The 25,642-nt window shown below is 66.0% G+C and carries 22 protein-coding genes and 4 tRNA genes; 13 read left to right on the forward strand and 13 right to left on the reverse strand.

Annotation, left to right across the window (positions count from 1 at the left end):
- Positions 1-2 precede the first annotated feature (2 nt).
- Positions 3-908 carry a PD-(D/E)XK nuclease family protein gene (locus ACFFIO_RS00365; RefSeq protein WP_378039748.1) on the reverse strand — a complete coding sequence of 302 codons (906 nt, stop codon included), beginning with the start codon at positions 906-908 and terminating at the stop codon, positions 3-5.
- A gap of 198 nt (positions 909-1,106) precedes the next feature.
- Here ACFFIO_RS00365 and ACFFIO_RS00370 point away from each other — a divergent pair.
- From ACFFIO_RS00370 to ACFFIO_RS00385, 4 genes are all read left to right on the forward strand, one after another.
- A tRNA-Gly gene (locus ACFFIO_RS00370) sits at positions 1,107-1,180 on the forward strand.
- Between the two features lie 18 nt (positions 1,181-1,198).
- A tRNA-Cys gene (locus ACFFIO_RS00375) sits at positions 1,199-1,269 on the forward strand.
- A gap of 68 nt (positions 1,270-1,337) precedes the next feature.
- Positions 1,338-1,409 (forward strand) — tRNA-Val (locus tag ACFFIO_RS00380).
- A 35-nt stretch (positions 1,410-1,444) separates the two neighbouring features.
- Positions 1,445-1,521 (forward strand) — tRNA-Gly (locus ACFFIO_RS00385).
- 118 nt (positions 1,522-1,639) lie between these two features.
- On the opposite strand, the gene zapE is transcribed toward ACFFIO_RS00385, so the two are convergent.
- A complete protein-coding gene (gene zapE, locus ACFFIO_RS00390; RefSeq protein ID WP_378039749.1) occupies positions 1,640-2,731 on the reverse strand; it encodes a cell division protein ZapE in 1,092 nt (363 codons plus the stop codon).
- A gap of 163 nt (positions 2,732-2,894) precedes the next feature.
- On the opposite strand from zapE, the gene ACFFIO_RS00395 reads away from it, so the two are divergent.
- The 3 genes from ACFFIO_RS00395 (at position 2,895) to ybaK (ending at position 5,055) form a co-directional block, all read left to right on the forward strand.
- Positions 2,895-3,842 carry a sulfurtransferase gene (locus ACFFIO_RS00395; protein ID WP_378039750.1) on the forward strand — a complete coding sequence of 316 codons (948 nt, stop codon included), beginning with the start codon at positions 2,895-2,897 and terminating at the stop codon, positions 3,840-3,842.
- 189 nt (positions 3,843-4,031) lie between these two features.
- On the forward strand, positions 4,032-4,499 hold the full coding sequence (locus ACFFIO_RS00400; protein WP_378039751.1) for a SufE family protein: 468 nt from the start codon (positions 4,032-4,034) through the stop codon (positions 4,497-4,499).
- Between the two features lie 52 nt (positions 4,500-4,551).
- Positions 4,552-5,055 (forward strand): Cys-tRNA(Pro) deacylase, encoded by a 504-nt coding sequence (gene ybaK, locus ACFFIO_RS00405; RefSeq protein ID WP_378039752.1) that lies wholly within the window; start codon positions 4,552-4,554, stop codon positions 5,053-5,055.
- Between the two features lie 36 nt (positions 5,056-5,091).
- Here the strand turns inward: ybaK and ACFFIO_RS00410 are convergent, their stop codons facing one another.
- The 5 genes from ACFFIO_RS00410 to ACFFIO_RS00430 form a co-directional block, all read right to left on the reverse strand.
- Complete coding sequence (locus ACFFIO_RS00410) at positions 5,092-5,847, reverse strand: GOLPH3/VPS74 family protein (RefSeq protein WP_378039753.1); 756 nt, start codon at positions 5,845-5,847, stop codon at positions 5,092-5,094.
- A gap of 44 nt (positions 5,848-5,891) precedes the next feature.
- Positions 5,892-6,521: a phosphatidylinositol phosphate synthase gene (gene pgsA, locus ACFFIO_RS00415; RefSeq protein ID WP_378039754.1), complete on the reverse strand. Its 630-nt coding sequence runs from the start codon at positions 6,519-6,521 to the stop codon at positions 5,892-5,894.
- Complete coding sequence (locus ACFFIO_RS00420; RefSeq protein WP_378039755.1) at positions 6,521-7,141, reverse strand: HIT family protein; 621 nt, start codon at positions 7,139-7,141, stop codon at positions 6,521-6,523. The genes pgsA and ACFFIO_RS00420 overlap by 1 nt, the downstream gene beginning before the upstream one ends.
- Positions 7,138-9,162: a threonine--tRNA ligase gene (gene thrS, locus ACFFIO_RS00425; RefSeq protein WP_378039756.1), complete on the reverse strand. Its 2,025-nt coding sequence runs from the start codon at positions 9,160-9,162 to the stop codon at positions 7,138-7,140. Before thrS ends, ACFFIO_RS00420 begins: the two co-directional genes overlap by 4 nt.
- Positions 9,163-9,369: 207 nt before the next feature.
- Positions 9,370-11,151 carry an HNH endonuclease signature motif containing protein gene (locus tag ACFFIO_RS00430; RefSeq protein ID WP_378039757.1) on the reverse strand — a complete coding sequence of 594 codons (1,782 nt, stop codon included), beginning with the start codon at positions 11,149-11,151 and terminating at the stop codon, positions 9,370-9,372.
- Positions 11,152-11,395: 244 nt separating this feature from the next.
- On the opposite strand from ACFFIO_RS00430, the gene ACFFIO_RS00435 reads away from it, so the two are divergent.
- Complete coding sequence (locus tag ACFFIO_RS00435; RefSeq protein WP_378039758.1) at positions 11,396-12,085, forward strand: dihydrofolate reductase family protein; 690 nt, start codon at positions 11,396-11,398, stop codon at positions 12,083-12,085.
- On the opposite strand, the gene ACFFIO_RS00440 is transcribed toward ACFFIO_RS00435, so the two are convergent.
- The 6 genes from ACFFIO_RS00440 to ACFFIO_RS00465 form a co-directional block, all read right to left on the reverse strand.
- Complete coding sequence (locus ACFFIO_RS00440; RefSeq protein WP_378039759.1) at positions 12,067-12,588, reverse strand: SRPBCC family protein; 522 nt, start codon at positions 12,586-12,588, stop codon at positions 12,067-12,069. The genes ACFFIO_RS00435 and ACFFIO_RS00440 overlap by 19 nt on opposite strands.
- Entirely contained in the window at positions 12,585-16,388 is a 3,804-nt protein-coding gene (locus ACFFIO_RS00445; RefSeq protein ID WP_378039760.1) for a DNA polymerase III subunit alpha, read from the reverse strand. The genes ACFFIO_RS00440 and ACFFIO_RS00445 overlap by 4 nt, the downstream gene beginning before the upstream one ends.
- The gene (locus tag ACFFIO_RS00450; RefSeq protein WP_159550812.1) at positions 16,388-16,717 is read right to left on the reverse strand and encodes a DUF6504 family protein; all 330 of its coding nucleotides are present in this window, start codon (positions 16,715-16,717) and stop codon (positions 16,388-16,390) included. Before ACFFIO_RS00450 ends, ACFFIO_RS00445 begins: the two co-directional genes overlap by 1 nt.
- 362 nt (positions 16,718-17,079) lie before the next feature.
- Complete coding sequence (locus ACFFIO_RS00455; RefSeq protein WP_378039761.1) at positions 17,080-17,907, reverse strand: SOS response-associated peptidase; 828 nt, start codon at positions 17,905-17,907, stop codon at positions 17,080-17,082.
- A gap of 61 nt (positions 17,908-17,968) precedes the next feature.
- On the reverse strand, positions 17,969-18,139 hold the full coding sequence (locus ACFFIO_RS00460) for a hypothetical protein (RefSeq protein ID WP_378039762.1): 171 nt from the start codon (positions 18,137-18,139) through the stop codon (positions 17,969-17,971).
- Between the two features lie 201 nt (positions 18,140-18,340).
- Entirely contained in the window at positions 18,341-19,036 is a 696-nt protein-coding gene (locus ACFFIO_RS00465) for a GntR family transcriptional regulator (RefSeq protein ID WP_378039763.1), read from the reverse strand.
- Between the two features lie 144 nt (positions 19,037-19,180).
- Here ACFFIO_RS00465 and ACFFIO_RS00470 point away from each other — a divergent pair, with 144 nt between their 5' ends.
- The 5 genes from ACFFIO_RS00470 to ACFFIO_RS00490 are packed head-to-tail and all read left to right on the forward strand — an operon-like array spanning position 19,181 to position 25,641.
- Positions 19,181-20,179: an ABC transporter substrate-binding protein gene (locus ACFFIO_RS00470; RefSeq protein WP_378039764.1), complete on the forward strand. Its 999-nt coding sequence runs from the start codon at positions 19,181-19,183 to the stop codon at positions 20,177-20,179.
- 44 nt (positions 20,180-20,223) lie between these two features.
- Entirely contained in the window at positions 20,224-22,170 is a 1,947-nt protein-coding gene (locus ACFFIO_RS00475) for a flavin-containing monooxygenase (protein WP_378039765.1), read from the forward strand.
- Positions 22,167-23,048, forward strand: coding sequence for an alpha/beta fold hydrolase (locus tag ACFFIO_RS00480; protein WP_378039766.1), 882 nt, complete (start codon positions 22,167-22,169; stop codon positions 23,046-23,048). The genes ACFFIO_RS00475 and ACFFIO_RS00480 overlap by 4 nt, the downstream gene beginning before the upstream one ends.
- Before the next feature lie 14 nt (positions 23,049-23,062).
- Entirely contained in the window at positions 23,063-24,733 is a 1,671-nt protein-coding gene (locus ACFFIO_RS00485; RefSeq protein ID WP_378039767.1) for an FAD-dependent monooxygenase, read from the forward strand.
- Between the two features lie 20 nt (positions 24,734-24,753).
- On the forward strand, positions 24,754-25,641 hold the full coding sequence (locus ACFFIO_RS00490) for a VOC family protein (RefSeq protein ID WP_378039768.1): 888 nt from the start codon (positions 24,754-24,756) through the stop codon (positions 25,639-25,641).
- Position 25,642: the final 1 nt, after the last annotated feature.

Here is a 25,642-nt window from a genome sequence, read left to right on the forward strand (position 1 = left end):
GACTACTGTATCTGCGCCCCGGGGGCCGGGGACGCTGCTGGCACCGAGGACGCTGCTGGCACGGTGGATGCGGGCGGGGGGCCGATGGGTCGCAGTGCCGGACCGGCGCCGTCAGCGGCCTGGGAGTAGCCCCAGACCTGGCGGAGCGACCAGAACTTGCGCCAGTGGTCCGGCAACACCTGGGGGTTGGCCTGGTGGGCGACGACCTCGGTCTGTCCGACGGCCACCCCCAGCAACAGCGGCGCATCGCCGTACTTCCACGGCTCCCAGGTCCCGGCCACGGGGTCCACGAGAGACTCCTCCGCCTTCAGCCCGGCCACGAGTTGCATGACGACCTTCGCGTCGAGGGGTTTGACGTGCCCGTCCCGCGTGGTGCCCTTGGTCTTGTAGTCGATGATGCACGTGCGGCCGCCGATGGAGGCCACCAGGTCCAAGGTCCCGGCGTACCCGACGGTGCCGTTCCAGACGGTGATCTCGGTGGCGAGGGGTCGGACGTCGTAGAGGTCCCACCATTCATCGAACCGGTCGGCGTAGGCGCCCTCCCCATGCTCGGCGAGCAGCGCACGCATCTGGGCCATCTGGTGCGGCTTGCCGAGGGCGTGCAGCCCGACCTGCTCGGCGTAGTTGTGGACACGGTCCCCGCGGGCGGCCGCCTCATCCCGGTAGCGCTCGGCCGCATTCGAGGCCTGCCTGGCCACGGTCTTCAGTTGCGGCTTGGAGCCGACCGCCTGGGACAGCCGAGGGTCCTCGATGACGGCGGTCGCCGCCATATGACCGACCCAGCCGCTGAGGTCCGTGTTCTGCTGCGAGATGACCGTGGTGATGGACGGAACCTCGGGCACGCCGGACAGACTCCGCGCATACATGCGTCCGTGTTCGGTCTGGTGGGCGAGTTGGGGTTGGGTCATGATGATCCATTCTCCCACTGCGACGGACACGTTAGCGTCCGTCCGGGAGGGGATTCTGGTGGGAACGCGCCGGAACAGATCGAACAGGCCAGAACACGCCGGGAAAGATCCCGATTGGACGTTCCCACCTGACGTGCACTAGAGTCATCTCTCGTTGGAAATCACGGTGACTGGTTTTTCCGGTCACCAGTTTTCTGTGCGGATGTAGCTCAGTTGGCTAGAGCGCCACCTTGCCAAGGTGGAGGTCGCGAGTTCGAATCTCGTCATCCGCTCGCAAGTCTCCAATCCCTGGTGGGGTGGCCGAGAGGCGAGGCAACGGCCTGCAAAGCCGTGTACGCGGGTTCGAATCCCGTCCCCACCTCGCATCGGTTTCCGTCCGCTAGGATGGGGACCTGCAACTCAGAAGTTCCGGTTCGCCGGAGCCCATGGGCGCGATTAGCGCAGCGGTAGCGCGCTTCCCTGACACGGAAGAGGTCACTGGTTCGATCCCAGTATCGCGCACGGACTGATCCTCCTGTCGAGGATATCCTGGTCCTGCGGATGTAGCTCAGTTGGCTAGAGCGCCACCTTGCCAAGGTGGAGGTCGCGAGTTCGAATCTCGTCATCCGCTCCACTGAAGATGAACAGAGGATCCCCCGACGACGGTCACCGTCGTCGGGGGATTTTTTCGTTCACGGGGAAGTGGCTCCCCACCCAGCAGCCCCCACCCAGCCGGGAGCCGATCAGCCGGGCTACAGCCCCGTCTCCCCCATCTGGCCCTCCCGGACCAGGGCGGTCATGCGGGACACGGTGCGGAAGTACTTCTTCATGTACCCACCGCTCATCATCTCCTCGGTGAACAGCCGGTCGAACGGCACGCCCGAGGCGATGACCGGCACGTCCTTGTCATAGAGCCGGTCCGCCAGGACCACGAAGCGCAGGGCCATGGCCTGCTCGGAGATGGTCTCCACGTGGTGCAGCACCATCACGTCGACGTCCTCCACGAGCTTGCGGTAGCGGCTCGGGTGCACCCGCGACAGGTTGGCGGTCAGATCCTCGAAGGAGTCCTCGGACACGACGGCGGCGTCCGGGAAGCGATCGGCCAGCACCGTCAGCAGCTGGTCGTCTTCCATCGGATCCGGCGCCGCGGTCAGGCCACGGTGGCGGTAGTCCTCGCCGTCCACCCGGATCACGTCGAACTGATCGGCCAATACCTGGATCTCCCGCTTGAAGTCCTGGGCCGCGAAGCGCCCGTCGCCGAGCGATCCGGGCAGGGTGTTGGACGTGGCCACGAGCTTCACCCCGGCGTCCGAGAGCTCACGCATCAACCGTGACATCAACACGGTGTCACCGGGATCGTCCAGTTCGAACTCGTCGATGCAGACGAGGGTGTACTCCTTGAGCACGTCCACGGCCTTGCGGAAGGACAGCGCGCCGACGAGGTTGGTGTACTCGACGAAGGTGCCGAACGCCTTGGGGCCCGGCGCGGCATGCCAGGTGGAGGCCAGCAGGTGGGTCTTGCCCACGCCGAAGCCGCCGTCGAGGTAGATGCCGGCGGCCGACGTCGTTCCCTTGGATCTTCCGACCGAGCCGGACTTGCCGCCCTTGAGGAATCCGAACAGGCCCCCGCCGTTGCCCTTGGCGCCACCCTTCGAGCCGCCCTTGATGGAGGCGGCGAAGTCGCGCAGGCGGCTCACGGCCTCGGCCTGCGAGGGGTGGGCCGGGTCCGGGATGTAGGTGTCGAAGGAGACCTCACCGAACCGGTAGGAGGGGTGGAAGCCGGCGAGCAGGTCCTCGGCGGACACCTGGGGGGTGCGGTCTGCGAGGTGAACGGTCTCAGCCACGGGCGGCTCCATCCTGATGGGGTGTGACGGATTGGGTCAGGCGGTGCGACCCGGCCATGACGACGGTAACTCTACCGGCGGTCGCCGCATGCCGATGTCCACTGATTTCAATGAAGGCAACCCTCACCAATTACCACCGGGGCCCGTGGCGTAATGTAAGAGAATGACCACTGAATCCTCCAGTTCGCCTGACGCGTCCGTTCACCTCACCGCTGATCCCTCCCCCGATTTCTCCGGTTATGCGCATCCGGAGAAGCTCGTGTCCACACAGTGGGTCGCCGACCATGTTCAGGGTGAGAACCACCAGAACCTTGTCATTCTTGAGTCCAACGAGGACACCCTCCTCTACTCCACCGGCCATATTCCCGGCGCCCTCAAGATCGACTGGCACACCGAGCTGAACGATCCCGTCTCCCGGGACTTCGTCGGTCCGGAGGAGTTCGCCCGCGTCCTCGGTTCCAAGGGCATCAGCCGGGACACGACCGTGGTGTTCTACGGCGACAAGTCCAACTGGTGGGCCGCCTATGCGCTGTGGGTCTTCACGCTCTACGGCCACGCCGACACCCGCCTGATGGACGGCGGCCGTGACAAGTGGATCGCCGAGGGCCGCGAGACGACCCGGGAGGTCCCGTCGGTGACACCGGTCGACTACCCCGTGATCGACCGCGACGACTCCACAGAGCGTGCCTCCCGCGAGGACGTGCTGGCCCATTTCGGCAAGCCCCTGGTGGACGTCCGCTCGCCGCTCGAGTACACCGGTGAGACCACCCACATGGCCGGCTACCCGCAGGAGGGCACCCTGCGCGGCGGGCATATCCCCACCGCCGCCTCCGTACCGTGGGCGAAGGCAGCCAACGAGGACGGCACCTTCAAGTCCCGCGAGGAACTGGAGGAGATCTACCGGAACGACGCCGGCCTCGGCACCTCCGACGACGTGGTCGCCTACTGCCGGATCGGCGAGCGGTCATCGCACACCTGGTTCGTGCTGCGCCACCTCCTCGGTTATGAGAAGGTCCGCAACTACGACGGTTCCTGGACCGAGTGGGGCAACTCCGTGCGCCTGCCCATCGCCGTGGGCGAAGAGCGCGGCGAGGCACCGGCCGGTCAGTGACCGGGCTCCGGCAGACTGCCGGTGGGCAACCGGTGGGCCACCGGTGGGCTGCGAGGCCGGCCGGGACTAGGCTGGGGTGCGGCATAGATCGCACCCCAGCGGTGTTTAAGGGACAGAATCGCCCGTCACCGGTGATCACCGGCCTTCACCGGCCTTCACCGATCACTCTGGAAGGAAACCCACTCCACGATGACCACCACCGAACTCCCTGAGAAGCTCCACGAGATCGTCGAGGACTTCCGGGCCGTCCCGGACCCGGAACGGCTGGAACTGCTGCTGGAGTTCTCCGAGGAGCTGCCGACCCTGCCCGAGCGCTATGCCGGTCATCAGGACCAGATGGAGCAGGTCATCGAGTGCCAGACGCCGTTGTTCCTCGCCGTGGAGCTGGAGAACACCGCGCCCGACGCCGGCCCCACCGCCGAGTCGATCGTCCGCCTGTTCGTCTCCGCCCCGCCCGAGGCTCCCACCTCTCGCGGCTTCGCCTCGGTGCTGTCGCAGAGCCTGAACGGCCTGCCGGCCGCCGAGGTCCTGGCCGTCCCCGAGGACCTCTCGACCCGCTTGGGCCTCCAGAAGGCCCTGACTCCCCTGCGGCTGCGGGGCATGTCCGCCATGCTCGGTCGCATCAAGCGCAACATCTCAGACCAGCTGGCGGGCTGAACCGGTAGCAGGCCGAGTTTCCGCCGGCCGTGCCGGACGGGCCGGACACCCCATGACCCGCAAGAAGCCCGCGCCCACCGCGTCGACGCCCGCCCTGCGCGCGCTGGAACGGGCCGGCGTCGAGCATGAGGTGTTGGAGTACGAGCACGACGAGCGATCCGGCCGGGGCTTCGGCGAGGAGGCCGCCGAGAAGCTCGGGCTGGACGCCACCGTGGTGTTCAAGACCCTGATGGTGACCCTGCCGGACGACTCCCTGGCCGCCGGCGTGGTACCCGTCGCCGGAACCCTCGATCTGCGGGCCCTGGCCTCCGCGCTCGGGGTCAAGAAGGTCGCCATGGCCGAGCCGGCCCTGGCGCAGAGACGCACGGGGTATGTGCTGGGTGGGATCTCGCCGATGGGCCAGCGGCACCAAGCCGCTGTGGTCATCGACTCCTCGGCCCTGGCTCTGGACCATGTCCTGGTGTCGGGAGGTCGCCGAGGACTCGACGTGAGACTGGCGCCGCAAGATCTGGTGACGGTGACGCAGGCTCGCGTCGCACCGATCGCGGCTCCGTAGAGGAATCCGACGAGATCCAGGGATCAGGTCCAGGGATCAGTCGAGCGCTGAGGCTCCGCCCGTCGTCGCCGTCAGGGCCTCAGCCACGGCGTTCTCCGTTGCCAGGAGCGCCTCGGACATGGACAGCTCCGTGGCGGGGCTGCCCACCGGGGTGACGGCGGCCGCGCGGATGTGCGCCTTGTCCACGTCCGGGAACAGCCGGTGGAGCAGGCGGGTGGTGCGCATCAGAGAGATGAGCGGCCACGTGACGTCGTCGGCCGGTTGACCGTCCATGAGCACACCACGGATCCTGTCCCGCAGCTCGTGCTCGAAGTGCTCGTCACGCTCCCGGTAGCGCGTCCGGTGGAAGATCCACAGCACCGTGCTCTCGTCCTCCTCCACGATGCCCCGCTTCACCAGTGAGGCCGCCACGGCGTCCCGCAGCGTCTGACGTGAGAATCGGTTGATCCACTGCTCGGCGTCGCGATGGCGGGTGAAGGCGCGGATGATGTCCCAGACCTGCTCCAGCGGCCACTCGAGCCCAGTGCTGTGCGCCCAGGCCGGAGGATTCGGATCAGCGGCGAAGACCTGCTGCGGATGCTCGATCGAGCGCACCGTGCTCCGCGTGACCTCGAGCCGGCCCCGGCGCGCCAATTCCACCAGTGCGGCCCCGGCGATCCCCATCCCGGCGGTCGGCCCGTCGAGCAGGAGCTTGCCCTTCTCGTCATCCAGGCAGAGCAGCAGGAAGTACTCGGGGAGGTTCAGCGGTCGGTCGGTGACAGCCTCAGTGCTGTCCGTGAAGGGCTCGCTCATCCATCCATTGTGGCGCAGAAGACTCCGATTGCGCAGGGGCGGGTCTACTGTCCGCCGTCGGTCTCGCGGACCCTCCGGGACTGCCGGTACACCGTGACCATGCGCTGGCCCACCGTGATGGCGGACGCCGCCGCCAGCAGCAGGAGGACCACGGCCAGGGCCCACGGGTTCAGGCCGAGGCCGGTCAGGCCGGCGAACACCAGTGTCACCACGAGCCGCTCCGCCCGTTCGGCGATGCCGGTATTGGCGTCGAAGCCCAATGATTCGGCCTTGGCGCGGACATAGGACACCAGCATGCCGAGTGCCATGCTGGCGGCGGCAGCCACGCCGGCGATCCAGAAGTCTCCTGCCCCGAAGAACCAGAGCATCAGTCCCAGGAAGACGGCGGCGTCCTGGACCCGGTCCAGGGTGGAGTCGAGGAAGCTTCCCCACCTGCCCGTCGTTCCGGCGATCCTGGCCATGACCCCGTCCAGCACGTCCGAGAAGACGAAGAGGGTGATGACCATGGTGCCCCAGAACAGTTCACCCAACGGGAACAGGATCAGTGCCCCCAGTGCCACGCCGAGTGTCCCGACGATGGTCACGGCATCCGCCGAGACGCCGCGAGCCAGGAGGAACCTGGCCGCCGGCGTGAAGATCCGGGTGAACAGGGCCCGGGCGTAGCGGTTGAGCATCAGCCGCGCTGTTCCGTGGCGGTGGTCGCCTGGTGGGTGTCGAAAGCGGCTTCCGCTTCTGCCCAGGCTTCGGCCACGGCCGCGCGGACCGTATCCAGGGTCACCGTGATGTTCTTGGTCTCGGCGATGATCGGGAGGAAGTTGCCGTCTCCGCCCCACCGCGGAACGATGTGCTGGTGCAGGTGGGCGGCGATGCCGGCGCCGCCGGTCTTGCCCTGGTTCATGCCGAGGTTGAAGCCGGTGGCCTTCGCCGTGGCACGCAGTGCCGTCATGCCGATCTGGGACAGCCGGGCGATCTCCAGGGTCTCGTCCACGGTGAGGTCCGTGTAGTCGGGAACATGGCGGTAGGGACACACCAACAGGTGCCCCGCGTTGTAGGGGTAGAGGTTGCACAGCACGAAGGCCGTCCTGCCCCGTGCGACGATCAGTGACTGCTCGTCAGATCGACCCGGAGCGGCGCAGAAAGGGCACGTGGATTCCCCGCTGACCTGGTCCTGTCCCCCACGGACATAGGCCATCCGGTGCGGGTTCCACAGTCGTTGGAAACCGTCCGGTGTTCCGGCGAGTTCGAAGTCGTCGGTGGCCGGGGGGCTGCCGCTCGGGCTCGGCTCCGGGGTCACTGGGTCTCCCGGTTCCTCACGGCGTTCACGATGCGTTCGACGGCTTCACTGACGGGCACGCCGTTGTCCTGGCTGCCGTCCCGGAACCGGAAGGAGACCGCTCCTGCTTCGGCGTCCTCGCCACCGGCGATGAGCACGAACGGCACCTTCTCCTTCGAGGCGGTGCGGATCTTCTTCGGGAAGCGGTCGGATCCGTCGTCAAGGCGGGCACGGATGCCCTGGGCCTTGAGCTGGGTGACCACCTCGGCCAGGTAGTCGTTGAAGGCCTCCGCGACCGGGATCGCCACGACCTGCTCCGGGGCCAGCCAGGCCGGGAAGGAGCCGGCGTAGTGCTCGGTCAGCACACCGAGGAAGCGTTCGATGGACCCGAAGAGGGCGCGGTGGATCATCACGGGGCGCTGGCGGGTGCCGTCCGCGGCCTGGTACTCGAGGTCGAAGCGTTCCGGCAGGTTGAAGTCCAACTGGATGGTGGACATCTGCCAGGTGCGGCCGATGGCGTCCTTCGCCTGGACGGAGATCTTGGGGCCGTAGAAGGCGGCGCCGCCCGGATCCGGGACGAGGTCCAGGCCGGAGGCGGTGGCGACCTCCTCGAGGGTGCGGGTGGCCTCCTCCCAGACGGCGTCCTCGCCGACGTACTTCTCGGGGTCCTTGGTGGACAGTTCGAGATAGAAGTCGTTGAGGCCGTAGTCCTTGAGGAGGTCCAGGACGAAGGTGAGCGTGGTGGTCAACTCCTCCTTCATCTGGTCCTTGGTGCAGTAGATGTGGGCGTCGTCCTGCGTCATCCCGCGCACGCGGGTCAGGCCGTGCACCACACCGGACTTCTCATAGCGGTACACCTGACCGAACTCGAACAACCTCAAGGGCAGCTCACGGTAGGAGCGGCCCCGCGACGCGAAGATCAGGTTGTGCATGGGGCAGTTCATGGGCTTGAGGTAGTAGTTCTGGCCCTGCTTGGTGATCTCGTCAGTGACGGGATCACGCTGCTCGTCGATCTGCATGGGCGGGAACATGCCGTCCGCATACCAGTCGAGGTGTCCGGAGATCTCGTAGAGGTGCTGCTTGGTGATGTGCGGGGTGTAGACGAACTCGTAGCCGGCCTCGGTGTGGCGCTGACGCGAGTAGTCCTCCATCTCCTTGCGGATGATGCCGCCGCGGGGGTGGAACACGGGCAGGCCGGAGCCCAGCTCGTCCGGGAAGGAGAACAGGTCCATCTCGGCACCCAGCTTGCGGTGGTCGCGGCGCTCGGCCTCGGCCAGTCGCTCCTGGTATGCCTTCAGATCGTCCTTGGTGGGCCAGGCGGTGCCGTAGATGCGCTGCAGCTGCTTGTTCTTCTCGTTGCCCAGCCAGTAGGCCGCAGCTGAACGGGTCAGCGCGAAGGCGTTGGAGATGAGCTTGGTGTTCGGCAGGTGCGGGCCGCGGCAGAGGTCGCACCAGACGCTGTCACCGGACTTGCGGTCCACGTTGTCGTAGATGGTGATCTCGCCGGCGCCGACCTCGATGTTCGCCCCCTCGCCCACGGCGTCCGCATCCTCCTGCTTGCCCAGCAGTTCCAGCTTGTAGGGCTCATCGGCCATCGCCTGGCGGGCCTCGCCCTCGGTGACGACGCGGCGGGCGAAGGTCTGGTTCGAGTTGATGATCTTCTGCATCATCTTCTCAAGGGTCTTGAGGTCCTCCGGAGTGAAGGGCTCCTCGACGTCGAAGTCGAAGTAGAAACCGTCCGTGATGTAGGGGCCGATGCCCAGCTTGGCGCCCGGACGCAATTGCTGGACCGCCTGGGCCATGACATGGGCGGTGGAGTGGCGCAGGACGTTGAGTCCGTCCTCGTCCGAGATGTCCACGCCCACGACGTCGGCGCCGGCCGGAATCTGGCGGCTGAGGTCCTGCAGTTGGCCGTCCACACGCATCACGACGGTGGTCTTCTGATCGGCGAAGAGCTCTGTGCCGGTGGTTCCCGAGGTCACCTCCCGCGATTCCGCGTTGACGGTGATGGTGATCTGTTCGTGTTGCGACGCCTCGGACACGGTCCGGTTCCTCCTCGGGTAGGGCTTCAGGGCCGGTGGCATACGGTGGCCACCGCCAGCCACCGGCCATTCTAGGGCAGTCGTGGGTGGTTCGCCGTCTGATGGCGTGCATGCCGTGGTGCCGCTGGTGGCGGCGTGCGAATCGGACGGCCGCATGTCAGAAGCGTGGCGGTGGTTGATTCAGCTGGTTCAGTTGGTTCATCCGGTTCACGCCGCGTCATCGAGATTGTCGCGGCGACCTGGTCCCCCTGGTCCCCTTGGTGTCTCGGGCCCCGGACTGCCAGGACCACCTGGATCTCGGGGGCGCCAATAGTGGTTGCGGCGGGGCCGTTGTTCGGGGTCGTGATAGCGGGCAGGGATGAACCAGGGCACACCGTCTTTGACCTCGATCTCCCATGCGCCGGCATGGACTGCGTGGTGGTGATGTGAGCAGAGCAGGACTCCGTTCTCGACACTGGTGGGCCCGCCATGCTCCCAGAAGCGGATGTGGTGGGCTTCGCACCAGGGAGCGGGTATGGAACAGGCGGGCGCCGCGCATCCGCCATCCCGGGCGACGATGGCCCGTCTGAGCTTTCGGGTGAACAGCCTCTGGGATCGACCCACATCGAGCACTTCTCCTGACCCGCCGAGCACGATGGGGATCAGGTCCGCATCACAGGCCTTCTGCCGGATGGTCTGTGGATCGACTGCACCCGCATAGGCCGCCTGGGAGACCATGTGACCGGTGCCGGCGCTGCCCTTCACGCTGGTGTAGTGACCCGCCAGGGACTCGTAGTCGATCGTCACCAGCACCTGGGGCCTGACACCGCCACCCCCGGCATCGGGCAGGTCAGATCCGCCCTCTTCGGCGGTGGGAGTCGTTTGGTTCGTCAAGGCCAGTGCACCGGTCAAAGCACTGATGAGTCCATCCAGTTCCCGTTGGGCCCGGCTCCGGGAATCCAGCGAGTCCGCAACATCCAGATGCTCCCCCCACACCTCGGCACCCGGCTGCTCGTCAGCAGACCTGCGAGGGTTGGAGGACGCGGACACGAGGGTCTTCAGCGTCTCATGCTGGCCGTCGGTCGCCAGCAGGGACCAGCGGTGCAGGTTCGCGGTGCCCTTGCCGTGATAGAAGAGCCCCTGGGCCGCGTTCATCTGCGCCTCGGTGGGCTCGAGACCATCGGGATTCACCACAGCGTCGAAGCGTTGGCGCCAGTACGCGCACACCTTCCGTACGGCGTCCGGGTCCATCTCCTGCGCCTGGGCAACCAATACCCGCTCCCCCTCAGCGATCAAGAGGTCGATGTGGTCCTTCGGTGCTCCGGCCCGGGCCGCATCGGCACGAGCAGACGTAAGGGCATCCGACACCGTGTCCACCGCGGCGAGGTCGGCCTGGGCAGAGGCCACAGTGCCGGCCAGTGCAGTCATCTCGGGTGGAATCACCTGGGCGCGGTCCTGTGACAACTGCGGCATGACACGGGCAGCGCGGCGGACACGCTTCTTCGCCTCATGACGGGGGATGCGCAGGACCTGTTGGAGGTAGTCCGCCCCATTGCGGTAGGCACACTTGCCCTCCGGTATCCCCAACACGCCGCGACGGGTCGCATGCCCTTCGAAGACGTGGCCCACATGTCCCGCCAACCCCGTTCGAGCCACATCCACCCATCGGCCGAGCTCCTCGACCCGGGACAGCACGACCGGCAGACATCCCTCCGGCACAGCTTCCGCGGTGACACCCAGGGTCTCGCCGTTCGGAGACTCGCCGTTCCGAGATTCTTCGCCCAGCAACTCATCCGGGTCCGCGCCGCCCCTCTCGTCGAGCACCCTGTCCGCATGGGCATACAGCCCCCACTCCGAGGAACGATCATGGGCCGGCCCATCCGGGATGCGGTCGACGGCATCCGGCAGCCGGGGATCCGAGACCCGTGCCGCCAGCTCCTCCAGGAGGAGGCGGGAGGCTGCCAGCAACTTGGGCAGGTCCAGCCCTGCCAACTCGCCCTTCTCGATCACCGGTGCTCCTCCCCCGTGTAGTTGCGACCTCACCAAGTTGTCCGCCTAGTACATATATTCGATCATGATGCCGGGACACGATAAGCGCCCCCACCGCAGAAGGTGGACATCTTCCTGCATTCGGTCGCCTGTGCAGGAGGTGCACGCACCACGTATCTGGCCATCCGACGTCGTGCGTTTCTACACTCGGGGCAACCACCAGCGTCCGACTGCTGACAATGCAGCCCAGAACCGGGATGTACCTATGCCTTCCACGACAGATTCCCCCACCGGCGAGCCGCTTCACCGGCGCAGGCCTCAACGACTCAAAGTCCAGAACTTCTTTGTCTCGCAAGACGGCGTCGCCGCAGGGGAAGACCAGACCCTGGAACGCCCCTTCGGTCATGTGGACCCGGGCCCCCTGACTCAGTGGGCGGGGGCAACGGACAGCTGGCCCAATCGGACGGATCCCGGCGGCTCCCGGGGTGTGGACGACCACATCGTCCGCGACTTCACCCACAACATCGGGGCCGAGATCATGGGCAGCCACAAATTCAGTCCGTTCCGGGGCCCTTGGACGAGCGAGGACTGGAAGGGCTGGTGGGGTGATGATCCGCCGTTCCGCACCCCGGTGTTCGTGCTGACGCACCACCTGCGCCCGTCCTTCTCGCTCAGCGACACGACGTTCCATTTCCTCGATGCCAGCCCGTCCGAGGCACTGAGGATCGCCATGGACGCCGCGCAGGGCAAGGACGTCCGCCTCGGTGGTGGTGTCACGACGGTGCTGGAGTTCCTCGAAGCAGGCCTCGTGGAGGACCTGCACATCGCCGTCGCACCCCATGACATCGGTTCAGGACTGCGACTGTGGACCAGTCCGACGGACTTCGAGGACCGCTTCCATCATGAGAGTGTCCTGAGCCCCAGTGGGATGGAGCATCACTTCTTCTGGCGTTGAGCCGTGGCTTCGGCGTCAAGAACGGCTAACAGATGCCGGTTGCGCTGCCGGATCAGCCGGCGGAGGTAGGGCACCAGGATCAGCCCTTCGGCCAGGCGTCCGAAGAGAGGCGACGTCACGGTGATCGTATCCGTCATGGTGCTCGCCCTCTGAGCGGTTCCCCCGGCCGTTGCGAGTCCGGCTCCCGCGGATCCGTGGACCTCACTCGAGAAGTCGTGGACGTGGCGGAAGGAGCGGAAGGGGCCGGTGATCTGCTCGTCGACGAACCGACGGGGACGGTCATGTTCGGTGATCTGGGAGGTCATGGTGAACCAGATCCCGAAGTGCCGGGCCCGCCAGGTGACGGTCTCGCCGAGACCGATCTGCCCCGAGGTCACGCCGTCGATGGCCTGTTCGTCGGAGGCGGCCATCGATCCGAGATGCTCGTCAATGCTCAGGGAGAGCTCGAAGAGCCGCTCGGCTGCGTGCGACGACGGGGTCACCACCGTGAATGTGCTCGTCATGGTCCGATCGTCGCACGTTCTGGGGCAGACCGGTTTCCGCCCGTCGCCGAGGCACCCTCCGGAACTCCCACCGGGCCGCGCACCTTGACCGGCCAGGACCCGGTGTCATGGTGAGGGATGTCGGGACGCCGCGCGGTGGCCCCCGCCACCTGACGCGAGCCACCGGTCTCCTGCTGTTGGGCGGCTGATGAGGCAGCAGGACCCCACGGCACCGGAGCAGGTGGCGCACCCGCCCGGGTCCGGTCCCGGCGCAGCCAGGCCCGCCATTCGTCCCGCGTGCCCTCCAGATGGTCCGGATCAGGCAGGGACTCGGGCCGGTGCAGGTCCCAGGCACGAATGGCCTGCAGGCTGATGGCCTTGGGACCGGTCCGTCGCGTCGTGCCCTCGATCAGCATCAGCCGGGCCGAGAACAGCATCTCACCGGTCTCATGCTGGGCCTCCGTGAAGAATGAGGCGTCCACGCAACCCGTTCCGTCGTCCACGGAGATGAACACCACGCGTTTGCCGCTGCGCATGGGCGGGGTCTGCGTCGCCACCCGCACCCCGGCCACCAGCACCCGCGACTGTGACCGCAACCCGAGCAGGTCCTCCGCCGCCGTCACCCCGAGCGCCTCCAGGTACGGCCGGTGCGACTCCATCAAGTGGGCGGTCGTGTCCATGGCGGTCAGATCGAGCTCGGTCCGCACCCGTTGGTCCCGACTGGGCTCCGGGAACATCGGCACGATCGCCGCTGCCTCGGTATCAGGCAACTCCAGGGAGAGCTGACCGTCGACCTGGCGCCCCCCGGACCGCTTCCTCCGCCCCGACAGCCCTTCCGCCTGCCCGCCGTGCTGCAGTTCCAGATGGTGCACCAGGTCCGTGCGCGAGGCCCCGCCCGGCGGAAGGAGGCAGTCCAGCGCACCGAGCTGAGCCAGCCGCTCGAGGTTCCTCCGGGTCGGTCGGGCCCGGTCCCGCACATCGGCCAGCGAGGCATAGGGTTGCCCCGCCACGATCCTCTTGATCTCCGTCTCGCTCAGCCCAGACAGCGCGTTCAGTGCGAGCCGGATCCCCCAGCGCCCTGCAGCATTCCCCGGCCCGACGCCGTCCGGCCGGCTCCCAGCGGCCGGCGCGTTCTCCGAGAAGGACGCGGCGCCGGCGTCGGGAATCTCAGGATGGCCGGGCACCCACTCGAGCCTGAACCGATCGGTGGAGGCGTTGATGTCCACGGGCAGCACCGGGATGCCCATGCGGCGGGCCTCGGCGATCATCAGTCGGCGGGGGTACATGCCGGGATCGTGCTCGAAGATCCCGGCCAGGAACGCCTCGGGGTGGTGGGTCTTGAGCCACGCCGAGTGGTAGGTGGGAACGGCGAACGCGGCACCGTGGGCCTTGCAGAAGCCGAAGGAGCCGAAGGCGTGCAGCGTCCCCCAGACCTCGTCGACGACCTTCGGCGGGTAGCCCTTCGCCAGTGCCGCCGACCGGAAGAACTCCTCCACCACCCCTTCTTGGGGGCCGCCGATCTGACGGCGGAACTCATCCGCCTGGGCCAACCCGCAGCCGGTCATCACGTTGAAGGTCCGCAGCACCTGCTCATGGAACACCGTCACCCCGTGTGTCTCGGCCAACACGGGTTCCAGGTCCGGGTGGGGATACCGTGCCTGGGAGAAACCGTGGCGCTGTTCGAGGAAGGGCCGCACCATGTCCGACTGCATGGGCCCGGGCCGGAACAACGAGATATCGATGGTCAGGTCATTGAATTCCACGGGCGCCATCTTCCCGATCAGCTCACGTTGGCCCGGTGACTCGATCTGGAAGATGCCCAAGGTGTGCGTGGTCCGGATCAGTTCGAAGGTCGGCTCGTCATCGAAGGGCACCTGCTCGAGGTCCACCGTCCTCCCCGTGGTCCGCTCAATCTCGGCCAGGGTGTAGGCGATGGTCGACTGCATCCTCACGCCAAGCACGTCGAGCTTGAGCATGCCCATGGGATCCATGTCGTGCTTGTCGAACTGACTCATCGGCAGGTCGATCCCGGAGGGCTGCAGCGGCGTCCGGTCCAGCAGGGTGGCGTCTCCGAGGATCACCCCACACGGGTGCATGGCGATGTGCCGCGGCAGCCGGTCCAGTCGCTCGGTGAGGTCCACCAGCAGGTCCAATTGCTCCTGTCCGGCGGCCCGGCCGGTTTCGACCTGCTCCGCGAAACCGCGCAACTCCGGCATCCGGTCCATGGCCTCACGGAAGCTCGACGCCGAGAACCGCCACAGTTGCTTGGCGATCGTATCCACCTGCCCCGGTTCCATGCCGAGCGCCATCCCGGCGTCACGCACCGCTCCTCGGGCTCGGTAGCCGTTCTGCATGCTCATGAGCGTGGTGCGTTCAGCACCGAAACGCTCGAACATCGCATGGTAGACGTCGTGACGGCGGGCCGATTCCACGTCGATGTCGATGTCCGGCAGGGTCGAGCGGTCGTTGGAGAGGAAGCGTTCGAAGATCAGCTCGTGCCGCATGGGGTCCACGTTCGAGATCCGCAACAGATAGTTGACCAGCGACGAGGCCCCGGATCCGCGTGCCGAGACCCGCACCCCCATCTTCTCGATCATCTCCACCACCTCGGCCACGGTCAGGAAGTAGCTGGCGAAGCCGAGCCGGTTGATGATGCCCAGCTCCTGCTCCAACCGCTTCTCCAGGTCCTGACCGGCGGTCGACGACGCAAAGCGGGTCCCGGTATAGAGGCCCGGGAAGCGGTCGGCAACCCTGCCAAGAGTGCGGTCCCGCAGCGCTCTGACCGGGTCCCCGGTGATCCCGATGACCGAGGCCTCCGGCACGGTGGGCTGCCGCCAGCCCAGGTCCGGACCGGGGTCCATGCGGCAGGCATCGGCGAGGGCATGGGTGTCATCCAACAGGGCCGTGACCCCCTCGGCACTGCCGCCGGCCCGCCCCTCCGTCCCGGACCCCGCCGCCTGACAGATCTCCAGGGCGATCTGGTGCATGGATCCCGCGGGCTTCAGCCAGCCCTGCCCGTTGGGCTGCAGGTCGGTGAGGGCCTCGAGGGAGCTCAGGGCCCGGGCGGCGTCGAGGACGTCCGCAGTGGCGGCCCCGTCCGGCGTCGCATAGCGCACCGCGTTGGTCAGCACCGCCGGCACCTTGGTCTCCCGTGCGGCGCGCAGCATCTTCACGGCGTGGGCGGCTGACAGCTTCGCCCCCGGCGCAGAGAGATGGCAGACCACCTCCACCCGCAGGGATCCGGCGGGCAGTGTGGCCTTCCACTGGCGCAGCAGCGCCCGGCCGGCCGTGTACTTGCGCGCGGCCATCAGCCTCCCGACGTCGGATCCCGGCCCCAGCAGCACGAACAGTTCCGGCGGGGCACCGTGGTGCCTGCCGGCGGACCAATCGGCCAGTTCGGCCATCGTGACGTACGGCGTTCCCCCGGCAGAGCCACCCGCGGTGTGGGCGTGCGCGGCCGAGATGAGCCGGACGAGGGCCCGGTAGCCGGTGCCCTGCGTGCCTCCTCGGGCCAGCACCACCACGCGGCCGGCGGAGGCGCCGTGCACCGTGCCGGGGTGCGGCGTGCCGGACGGGGGCGTACCGCCCTGGTTCCCCCAGCGCACCGCCAGGTCCACCCCGAGCACCGGGTCCAGTCCCTGCTCCAGGCAGGCGCTGACATGCTTGGCCGTGCCGTAGAGCCCATCCCGGTCAGTACAGGCCAGTACCTCCGCACCGTCCGCGGCGGCGGCTGCGGCCAGCTCAGCGGGCCAGGACACCCCGTAATGGGAACTGAAGGCACTGGCCACGTGCAGATGCGGAAAGCCCGGGGCGGCGCCCATCAAGCGCTCTCCCTGAGGCGCACGGCGGCGCCGTCATGGATGCGGACCAGCCGCCAGCGGCCGGAGTCGACATGGTGGGAGAGGTCCAAGGTCAGCAATGGTGCGTTGCGTGCCTTCTCCAGGCGCACCTGGACCCGCCAGACCTCGTGGTCCACCAGACCGGCACCGCGGCCTCGCTCGGCCCGGCGCTCCTCGGTCCACCACTTGCGCCGCTCGTACCAGCGCACCGGCTGGGCCGCCAGTACGTAGATCCGGCCGTTCCACTCCAGGCGTTCCGGGGCCCCTGCCGTGGTGCATCCAACGGCGACCGATTGAGTGAAGATTCCCATGGGACGTGATTCCTGCCCTGTTCTCGTCGTGACTTCTCATGCCGTTTTTCCGCCCTCCGGCACGTGGCCGGCGGGTTCGTCCGGGAGCAGCCCGGGCCGGCGTCGTGCCCTGCCGTCTGGGAAGGAACGGCGGGCCCGAAGCCGGGGCTGTCCGGTGGGGCGGTGGGAAGTGAAACGGCCGACGGGAAGTCCCGGCCGCACCCCACCATGGTATTCGAACACGTGTTCTAACACCAAGAATGAGGCTAGGGCAGGGCCTGGACACGATAGGGACCCGGGGCAGGATCGGTGCACGAATCCGGGGCTGACGTGGCCCCATGGATGTGGAACGGAGGCTGGCTAGAGCTGGGAAACCCCAGCCGTCAGAGGAGGGACTCCAGGGGTTCGATGAGCTCCGGACCGTTGTTGCGGACGTTGCCGACAGCAGTGCCCACCTCATCCAGAGTCCAGGCGGACGCGGTCCGATAGGCCTGTTCCCGCACCTGAGCCACCAGAGCCTCGGCCGCCTCCGCGGACGGGAGCTTCACGGGATCCAACCAGGCGTCCAGGGTGTCCCGGTCCAGGGGCAGCGGGAGCCGGTCGTGCAGTCCACCCAGCTGCTCGAGCGTGTCGAGCCCCACCTGGTTCACACCGTCCCACCGGGCAGATTCGAGGTCAGCGGCATCGGGCGAGGGCCCCGTGAGGATGGTGCAGCTCAGCAGCCACCGCCCCGGGTCACCCTCCGGCACGGATTCGTCCTTCCACCACTCATAGAGTCCCGCGAAGTAGGTCGGCGAGCCGTCTGCGGAGTGGACGTAGAAGGGACGCTTCTTCGCAGACCTAGGAGCGCCCGTGTCCGGTTTGAGCCATTCGTAGTAACCGTCCACGGGGACCGCACAGCGGCGGGCCTTCACCGCGGAGCGGAACGTCGGCTTCTCCGTGACGGTCTCAGACCGCGCGTTGAACGCCCTCGAACCGACGGACAGGTCCGTGGCCCACGGCGGGACCAAACCCCACCGGGCCACGTGGATCTCCCGGCGCGTTCCGGCCTCGGAGCCCGACGTCGGCACGGCACGTTCCAGCACCACGGCCACATCATCGGTGGGCGCCACATTCCAGCTCGGCGGCAGCACCAGTTCCTCGTCGAGGTCCGCACCCGAGTCCGCCACCAGGTCACCGACGGCCCTGGCCATCACATACCGTCCACACATGGCTTCAGTCTGCCGCAGTACCTCGTCGGGTGGTCAACCGCCGGGGATCAGTTTTCGATGGTCATTCTTCAACGAAGGGGTTGCCGCAGGCCCAGCCCTCAGGGTTCTCGTGGCAGTCCTCGGCGACGTTCTTGGACTTGGACCGCCAGATGTCCGCGCACTGCTGGACTCCATGCCCGAACCGCATCTGATACCACGCGTGGTCAGCGACCGTGTCAACAACGTCCGCCAACAACGGGAGCAAGCTGCTGCTGCGCCACGGCATCGTCTATTCCGGCGGCCAGGCAAGGACGAACGCTCACCACACCTGGTTGCACCGTCAGCAATCCAGTCGGATCAATTGCGGTCGAAAATCGCAGCAACTGTCACAAAACCACAGGACTACGGTGGTGGCATTCTCGATCGGAACAGTGTTCAGGCTCCTGAGGCCAGGTCAAACTTGCGGCAGGGTGGCCGTCTCCGCCAGACCCGAGCGAAGGACGACGTCCATGGTCCTCTCATAGTGACTTCGAAGGAGGTCAGCGGCCAGCTTGGCGTCGCGAGCAAGTGCCGCGTCGAGTATCGCCTGGTGCTCGGCTTCCACATTCCGCTCGCTGGCGGCCGTCGTCGGGGCCGCCCATCGTCGGTAGAGCTGGGTCGAATCGCTGAGGCGACGTGACAGCTCGAGGAGGGCGGGCACCTTGCAGGGTTCGAGAAGCGTCCGGTGAAACTCCTGGTGAACGCCCTCCCAGTCGTCGGCCACGTGCAAAGGGTCATGGGGTCCACGACGGGGAGTCCGCGACAACTGATGGTGGATAGCTGTCAACTGTGACTCCCAGGCAAGGTCACCCCGGGCCAACGCGAGTTCGATGCCGAGTTCCTCTGCCCTGCACCGAAGTTCCGTTTGGTCCCTGAGCTCTTCCAACGAAAGTACCGGAGCAAAGAAGCCTTTGTTCGGCTCCATCGTGGCGAAGCCCTCGCCCGCAAGACGCGTCAGCGCCTCACGAATCCTCGTCGTGCTCACGCCATAGCGCTCAGCCAACACGGCTGGCTGTATGCGCTCACCCGGTACCCACTGGCCGCTGATGATCTCTGCCCGGATCACCTCGTGCGTCTTGCCGCCATTCATGCGGATCTTTGTTGAGGTCATAGCGCCATTAAACCACGCGAATGCATTTCACGGGTCAAAATAAATTATGGGTTGACTAAGTGAGTCTGGTCACTATTGTGGATCTTGGGACTACGAACCGTCTCTGGGTCAAGTAAGACCTACCCCGCGATGAAGAGGAGCACCATGCGACGCCGAACTCGTGCATTCGCTACTTCCGGTCTCGTCCTGGTCGGTCTTTTGGCCGGTTGTGCCAGTGGTTCCGAGCCCTCAACCGGCAGCGGCACCTCTGGAGAGGGCGAGTCGCAGCAAGGACAGGCCGGTCTTGCATCGATCACCCTCGGCATCTTTCCAGGGGCGACCTTCGCGGGCCTCGAGGTCGCGAAGGATGAGGGAATCTTTGAAAAGCACGGTCTTGATGTCCAGACATCGATGAGCCAGGGCGGTGCAGAGCTACTCCCGGCGGTCATGACCCGCTCCATCGACGTGGCGGTCGGAAACCCCGTTTCAGTGATGCAAGCATTTTCCAAGGGACTCGACGTCACCATCATCGCCGGCTACGGCAAAGACGGTCCGGCGAACAACGACACCTCGGCGGTGGTCGCGATGCCTGATGAGGGAATCCAATCAGCGAAGGACCTCGTCGGCAAGACGGTCGCGGTCAATAGCCTCCAGGGAGCGCTGGAACTGGGCATTCGCGAGTCGGTTCGTCTCGACGGTGGGGATCCCAACGGCGTCAACTTCATTGAGCTGGCGTTCCCGGATATGCCCGGCCAGCTGGAGAGCGGCACCGTTGACGCCATCTGCGTCGGCCAGCCCTTTATGGGTGCCGTGCTGGAGAACGGTGGAGAGGTGGTCCTGGAGAGCCAGAAGGAGTCAGGCACTGGAGATACGATCCTCGTCACCTTCTCCAGCGACGCGTTTGTCGAGGAGAACCCGGAACTCGTGGACAGCTTCCGTGCAGCATGGTCGGAAGCCCTCGACTATGCGCAGGAGAATCCCGACCTGGTGCGGGCCGAGATCCCCGACTTCATTGGCATGGACCCCGAGCTTGCCGCCGACCTCCCCCTCGAAGGCGTCTCGGCCGAGTTGAGCATGGACGGGCTACAGGCATACGCCGACCTGATGGTCCAGTACGGGGTTGTTGACGAGTTGCCGAATCTCGACGAACTCACTGATCAGTAGAAACCACAACCAACCGTGGAAATCAGACAACAGGAGCCAACATCGTGAAGAACACTTCACCACCGGCAACGGTCGACCTCTCCGAGATGAGCGTCGAGAGGATCGAGTCAGCGGTCGCCGACGCCCACCTTCCCTCGCTGCTCACGACACTCGCCTACCTCACCGGGGACATGGGGTTGCTTCGTCCGGAGCTGGCTCCAAGCTCGCATTCTCTGACATTGGTCCTGGACCGGTCGGGGGGCCTTACTCCCGAGGCCGCGGCGGAGGCTCGACAGCTGGCGACTAAGACCATCGTGGAATACCGGGGCCGTTTCGGTGATGAATTGCCGAGCCGAACGACGGACGAACTCAAGCGCATCATGGAGTTCACCACGGGCCCTGTCGAAGACGACTACGTGCCGCTGCTATTGCACGAGCTCGGTCTTCCGGTTGACACCGGAGCCCCAGCTTGGAGCAAAGCAGAGCTCGCCCCGAAGCGGGACTTCTCGGTCATTGTCGTCGGAGCCGGCATGTCCGGACTGGCCGCCGCCCGCCGGCTGCAGCAAGCAGGCATCCCGTTCACTGTCATCGAGCGGAACGATGATGTAGGGGGCGTCTGGCTCGACAACAACTATCCAGGAGCCAAACTGGATACGAGCAACTTTACCTACAGCTATTCCTTCGCCCAGCACGGCTTGTGGGCCGACCGGTATTCCAGCCAAGAGGAGATCCTGGGCTACTTCCGCGATGTCGCCCATGAGTTCGACCTGCCGCAGAACATTTCCTTCGGCACAACTGTCGTCGCTGGGGAATTCGATCGTGCGTCGGGTCTGTGGTCACTGCGACTGCGTTCACGGTCCGGTAGGGAATGGGTCGAAACCTGCAATGTACTGATCAGTGCAGTCGGCCAGCTCAACGAACCCAACGTGCCGATACTCCCGGGTGTTGAGTCCTTCGACGGGGACGCCTGGCACACGGCGCAATGGAACCATGATGTCGATATTCGCGGTAAACGCGTCGCCGTCGTCGGCACAGGCGCCAGTGCCTTTCAGGTGATCCCCCAGGTTGCGGAGGTAGCAAGCCACCTCACCGTATTCCAGCGAACACCTGCTTGGGTCATCCCTACACCGGACTACAACGCGCCCATCACCGAGGGGCAGCATCTGCTCTTCCGGACCCTGCCGCACTACTACCGCTGGTACAGGTTCAACGAGTCGTGGGTGAACGTCGACGGCATCCGCCATCTGGCACAAGTTGATCCGGCATGGGATCATCCGATCTCGGTATCCGAAGCGAATGAGGGGATGCGCCGGGGCCTGACGGAGTTTCTCGAGGAGTCCTTCGCCGATCGGCCCGATCTTCTCGAGCAACTCATCCCCCAGTACCCGCCGTACGCCAAGCGAACGGTCCGCGACGACGGCACCTGGACTTCCGCACTGAAGCGCAAGAACGTCAACCTCACCTCGTCGCCCATTTCCCGCCTCGGGGCCACGGGAATCACCACCGCCGACGGCGTGGACCATGAGGTTGACGTCATCGTGTATGGAACCGGCTTCCGGGCCTCGGATTTCCTGTCCACCATGTCCCTGTCCGTACGAGATGGAACGACGCTGCAGGACGTCTGGCAAGGGGACGCGCGGGCGTACTACGGCTCGATGGTTCCAGATTTTCCCAACCTGTTCTGCCTCTACGGCCCGAACACCAACCTGAACGTGAATGGGAGCACTGTGCTGTTCGCCGAGGGGGCCGTGGAGTTCGCGATGAACCGCATCGAGACCCTGCTACGAACAGACAAGCTGTTCGTTGAAGTGAATGAAGAGCACTACTGGGAGTACAACGCCATGATCGATGCCGCAAGCAAGCAGCTGGCCGTCGGAGCCTCCGACGTGAACAGCTGGTACAAGAACGCCTTCGGTCGAAATTCACAGAACTGGCCGCTGACAACCCTCGAGTACTGGGTGGGAACGCACGCGTCTCACGCCGACGCTCTTGAATGGACGGATGCGCCGTGACCAGCTACCCACCACTACCTGAGACACCAGCCCGTGCGGGGGCGGCCATCACGGAGCGGACCGTCGAAGCCAGCGGCTTCCAGACGCGGGTGCTGGAAGCCGGGGACCGCAATGCACCTGCCGTCCTTCTGCTGCATGACGGAGCCTGGGGGGCCAGCGCGGACGTCACGTGGTCCCGGATGATCCCGCTCCTGGCCCAAGACCGGTACGTCGTCGCTCCCGACATGCTCGGATACGGCGATGCGGACAAGGCCGTCTTCCTAGACAGGTCGTCACACTCGTTCCGTATCAAGCACCTCACGGCACTTCTGACCACGCTTGGTCTGACGGACCCCATCGACGTGGTCGGCAACTCCTTCGGCGGTGCAGTGGCTCTGCGCGCATTGGTCGCTCCGGGTGCGTTTCCCATCCGCTCCGCCGTCAGCATCGCCGGATCGGGTGGGCCGTGGCGAACCGAGACGGCGATACGTGAACTCTCCGAGTGGGACGGGACACGGGAGGACCTGGCACGCGTAACAGGGCTGCTGATCGATCGGACGCCCCACTTCGAGGAGATGCTCGACTCGCGGTTGCACTGGGCATCTCAGCCGGGCCATGTCCGAGCGGTGCGGGCGCCGACCGGGCTCGTTCCGGACCGTCTCCGGGTCCGCGTCGACGACCCCTGGCCCGAACAGCTCCAAGGATGCCTGACACCAACACTGCTAGTCCGATGTACCCGTGACGAACTCCTGGAGAAGGAGTGGGCCACTCATGTGGCCGAGGCCCACCCCCATGCTCAGGTGGTGGAGATCGACCACCGCCATTCACCAAATGTCGATCTGCCGGACGAGACGACGGAGATCATCCGCGCCTTTTGGACGACCAACCGATTCCTGTGACAGAAGGACACACCATGACCGATTCGATTTCCGTACCCTCGCCGCGAGTGCTCATCGCAGGAGGTGGCCCAGTGGGCATGTTTCTCGCTGCCGACCTGGGGCGACGTAATATTCCCACCCTAGTGGTCGAGCGCAGTGCCAAGGGAAGTGACCAAGCGAAGGTGATGCAGATCAGCGTGCGCACCCTCGAATTTGCCCGACAACTGGGCATGGCGGAGAGCATGTGGAATTGGGGTTTCCCGCTCGACTATCCACTGGACAACGTGTTCCTGACCAGCCTGGACGGTTACGAGCTAGGCCGGGCGCCGGGGGCACCCATGGGGCAGCCCGGATCACCTGGTTTCACGGAGTTCAGCCCCGAGTTCCAGACACACTGCCCCCAGCCCTGGCTCGAACCGATCATCGAGGACCGCGCCCGGTCTTTCGATAGCGTGACCGTGCTCCGCAGGCACGAGTTTGGTGCCTTCGATGTCTCTGCGGACGGGGTACGTGCGAACGTCACCGACCTCGAGACGGGCCGCGAAATCACGGTAGACGCCGACTATCTCATCGGCTGCGAGGGCTTCGGCGGCTCCGTTCAGGTGGCCCTCGGAATCCCCGTGGAGGAGCGCACCGTCGACTACTCGGTAGATCTGGAGTTCCTCGCCCACGATCTTTTCGCCGAGCACGACAAGGGACCGGCCGTGCGCTATACATTGGTTGACGAAGGCGGCACGTGGGGAACCATTGTCGCGGTGGACGGCACGCGGCGCTGGCGCTTGTCCGTTTATGCCGTGGACCGCGACCAGGCGGACCATCTTGACCCGCATGCGGCCATTCGCCGTGCCATTGGACACGACCTCGAATATGAGATCATTCGCCAGGGGCGGTGGAAGCGCCGCGCGGCGATGGCCGCGAGTTTTGGTGGAGGCCGGGTCTTCCTTGCCGGGGATTCCGCACATTGCAGCCCGCCGAACGGCGGCTTCGGGATGAACACCGGTATCGCCGACGTGATAAACCTGAGCTGGAAGCTCGAGGCCAGCCTGCAAGGCTGGGCCGGGCCCCAACTGCTGGAAACTTATTCGTCCGAGCGACGTCCGATCGCCCAGTTGACCCTCGCCGAATCTGTTCGGGACTACCACCGGTTGGTGGACGACACGGCCAGCACCGCGATCCGTACCGATTCCCCTGAGGGAGCCGAGCAACGTCGGATGATCGGTGAGCGCCTGGTGCAGGACAGTCTCAAGGCGTGGCGGCCGCTGGGTATCCACATCGGCTACGGATACCCCTGGTCGTCCATCGTCTGCAATGAGCCCGGTGTCTACCCCACCTTCGACCCCCAGGACTACACTCCGACAACCAGCGCGGGCTTCCGCGCCCCCCACTGGTGGATCGAGGAGGGGCGCTCCACGCTCGACTTGTTCGGTCGGTCCCACGTGTTGCTGCGGATCGGAGATGCCCCGAACGCCGAGGGAATCATCTCTGCGGCGGCTGCTTCTGGGATGCCCCTTGAGGTCGTGGATCTCAGCGAAAAGCAGGCGGGCCCATATTACGACGTACCACTCGTGCTCGTACGGCCCGACGGGTACATCGCGTGGAGCGGATCGAGCGAGCCCCGGGATCCGGGCCGCACCATCGACACCCTTCGCGGAGCAGTCTTCAATGCGACGGCTAAGGCCCTGGCTCTGACGGAGGCCACGCTGTGAGCGCGGGTCTGATCCGAGAGATGGGCTACATCGCGCTCCTGACGACGAAACTGGACGAGTCCGTCGAGGTGGCGACCAGCATGCTCGGGCTGGGAGTGATCTCCCACGATGCATCGCGGGCGTACCTTTCCGCTTCCGGAACCCATCACGAAATGGTCTACACCGCCTCTGACATCGACGCGGTCGACCACTTCGGCTTGGTTGCACGTGACGCTGACGCCCTGTCGGAACTTCGCGATCGGGTAGACGCGGCAGGGTATCGGATCGTCAGTGACGAGCCGCTGGTCGACGGTGCGTCCGACGGCTTTGCGTTCGTCGGGCCGGAGAACTTCGTCTTCGCGATCTACCGGACGATGGAACGCCCCACCGATGTGCAAGCGCCGGCCTTCGGTCCGGACCGCTATGGGCACATCAATCTCCACCCGCAAGACGCCACCGCCATGAAGACCTTCCTGATGGAGGTGTTGGACTTCAAACTGTCCGATGTCATCGGGGACGACTACGCGTACTTCCTGAGGTGCAATCCCGACCACCACGGCATCGCCTTGATCGCCGGCCGAGGAACGCTGCATCACCATGCCTGGCAGACCGAGAGTATTGCCGACCTCGGCAAGCTCGGCGACCGCCTCTTCAACGTTGGCCGTCGCCTCATCTGGGGGCCAGTGCGTCACGGGGCCGGCCACAACATGGCCGCATACTACGTCGAGCCCTCTGGTGCAGTGGTCGAGCTCTACACGGACATGGAACAGATCTACGACGATCTGCGTCCTCCGATCGAATGGGACTCCGACGACCGTACCTGGTTCAACCGCTGGGGTGTTTACCGGGGAGAGGACTTCCGCACGCACGGACTCTTCCCCGCACCACTGGACCGATTCAACATGACGAATAAGACGAGGGGAATCTAAG

This window comes from Citricoccus parietis, from assembly GCF_042433045.1.
Taxonomy (GTDB): Bacteria; Actinomycetota; Actinomycetes; order Actinomycetales; family Micrococcaceae; genus Citricoccus; species Citricoccus parietis.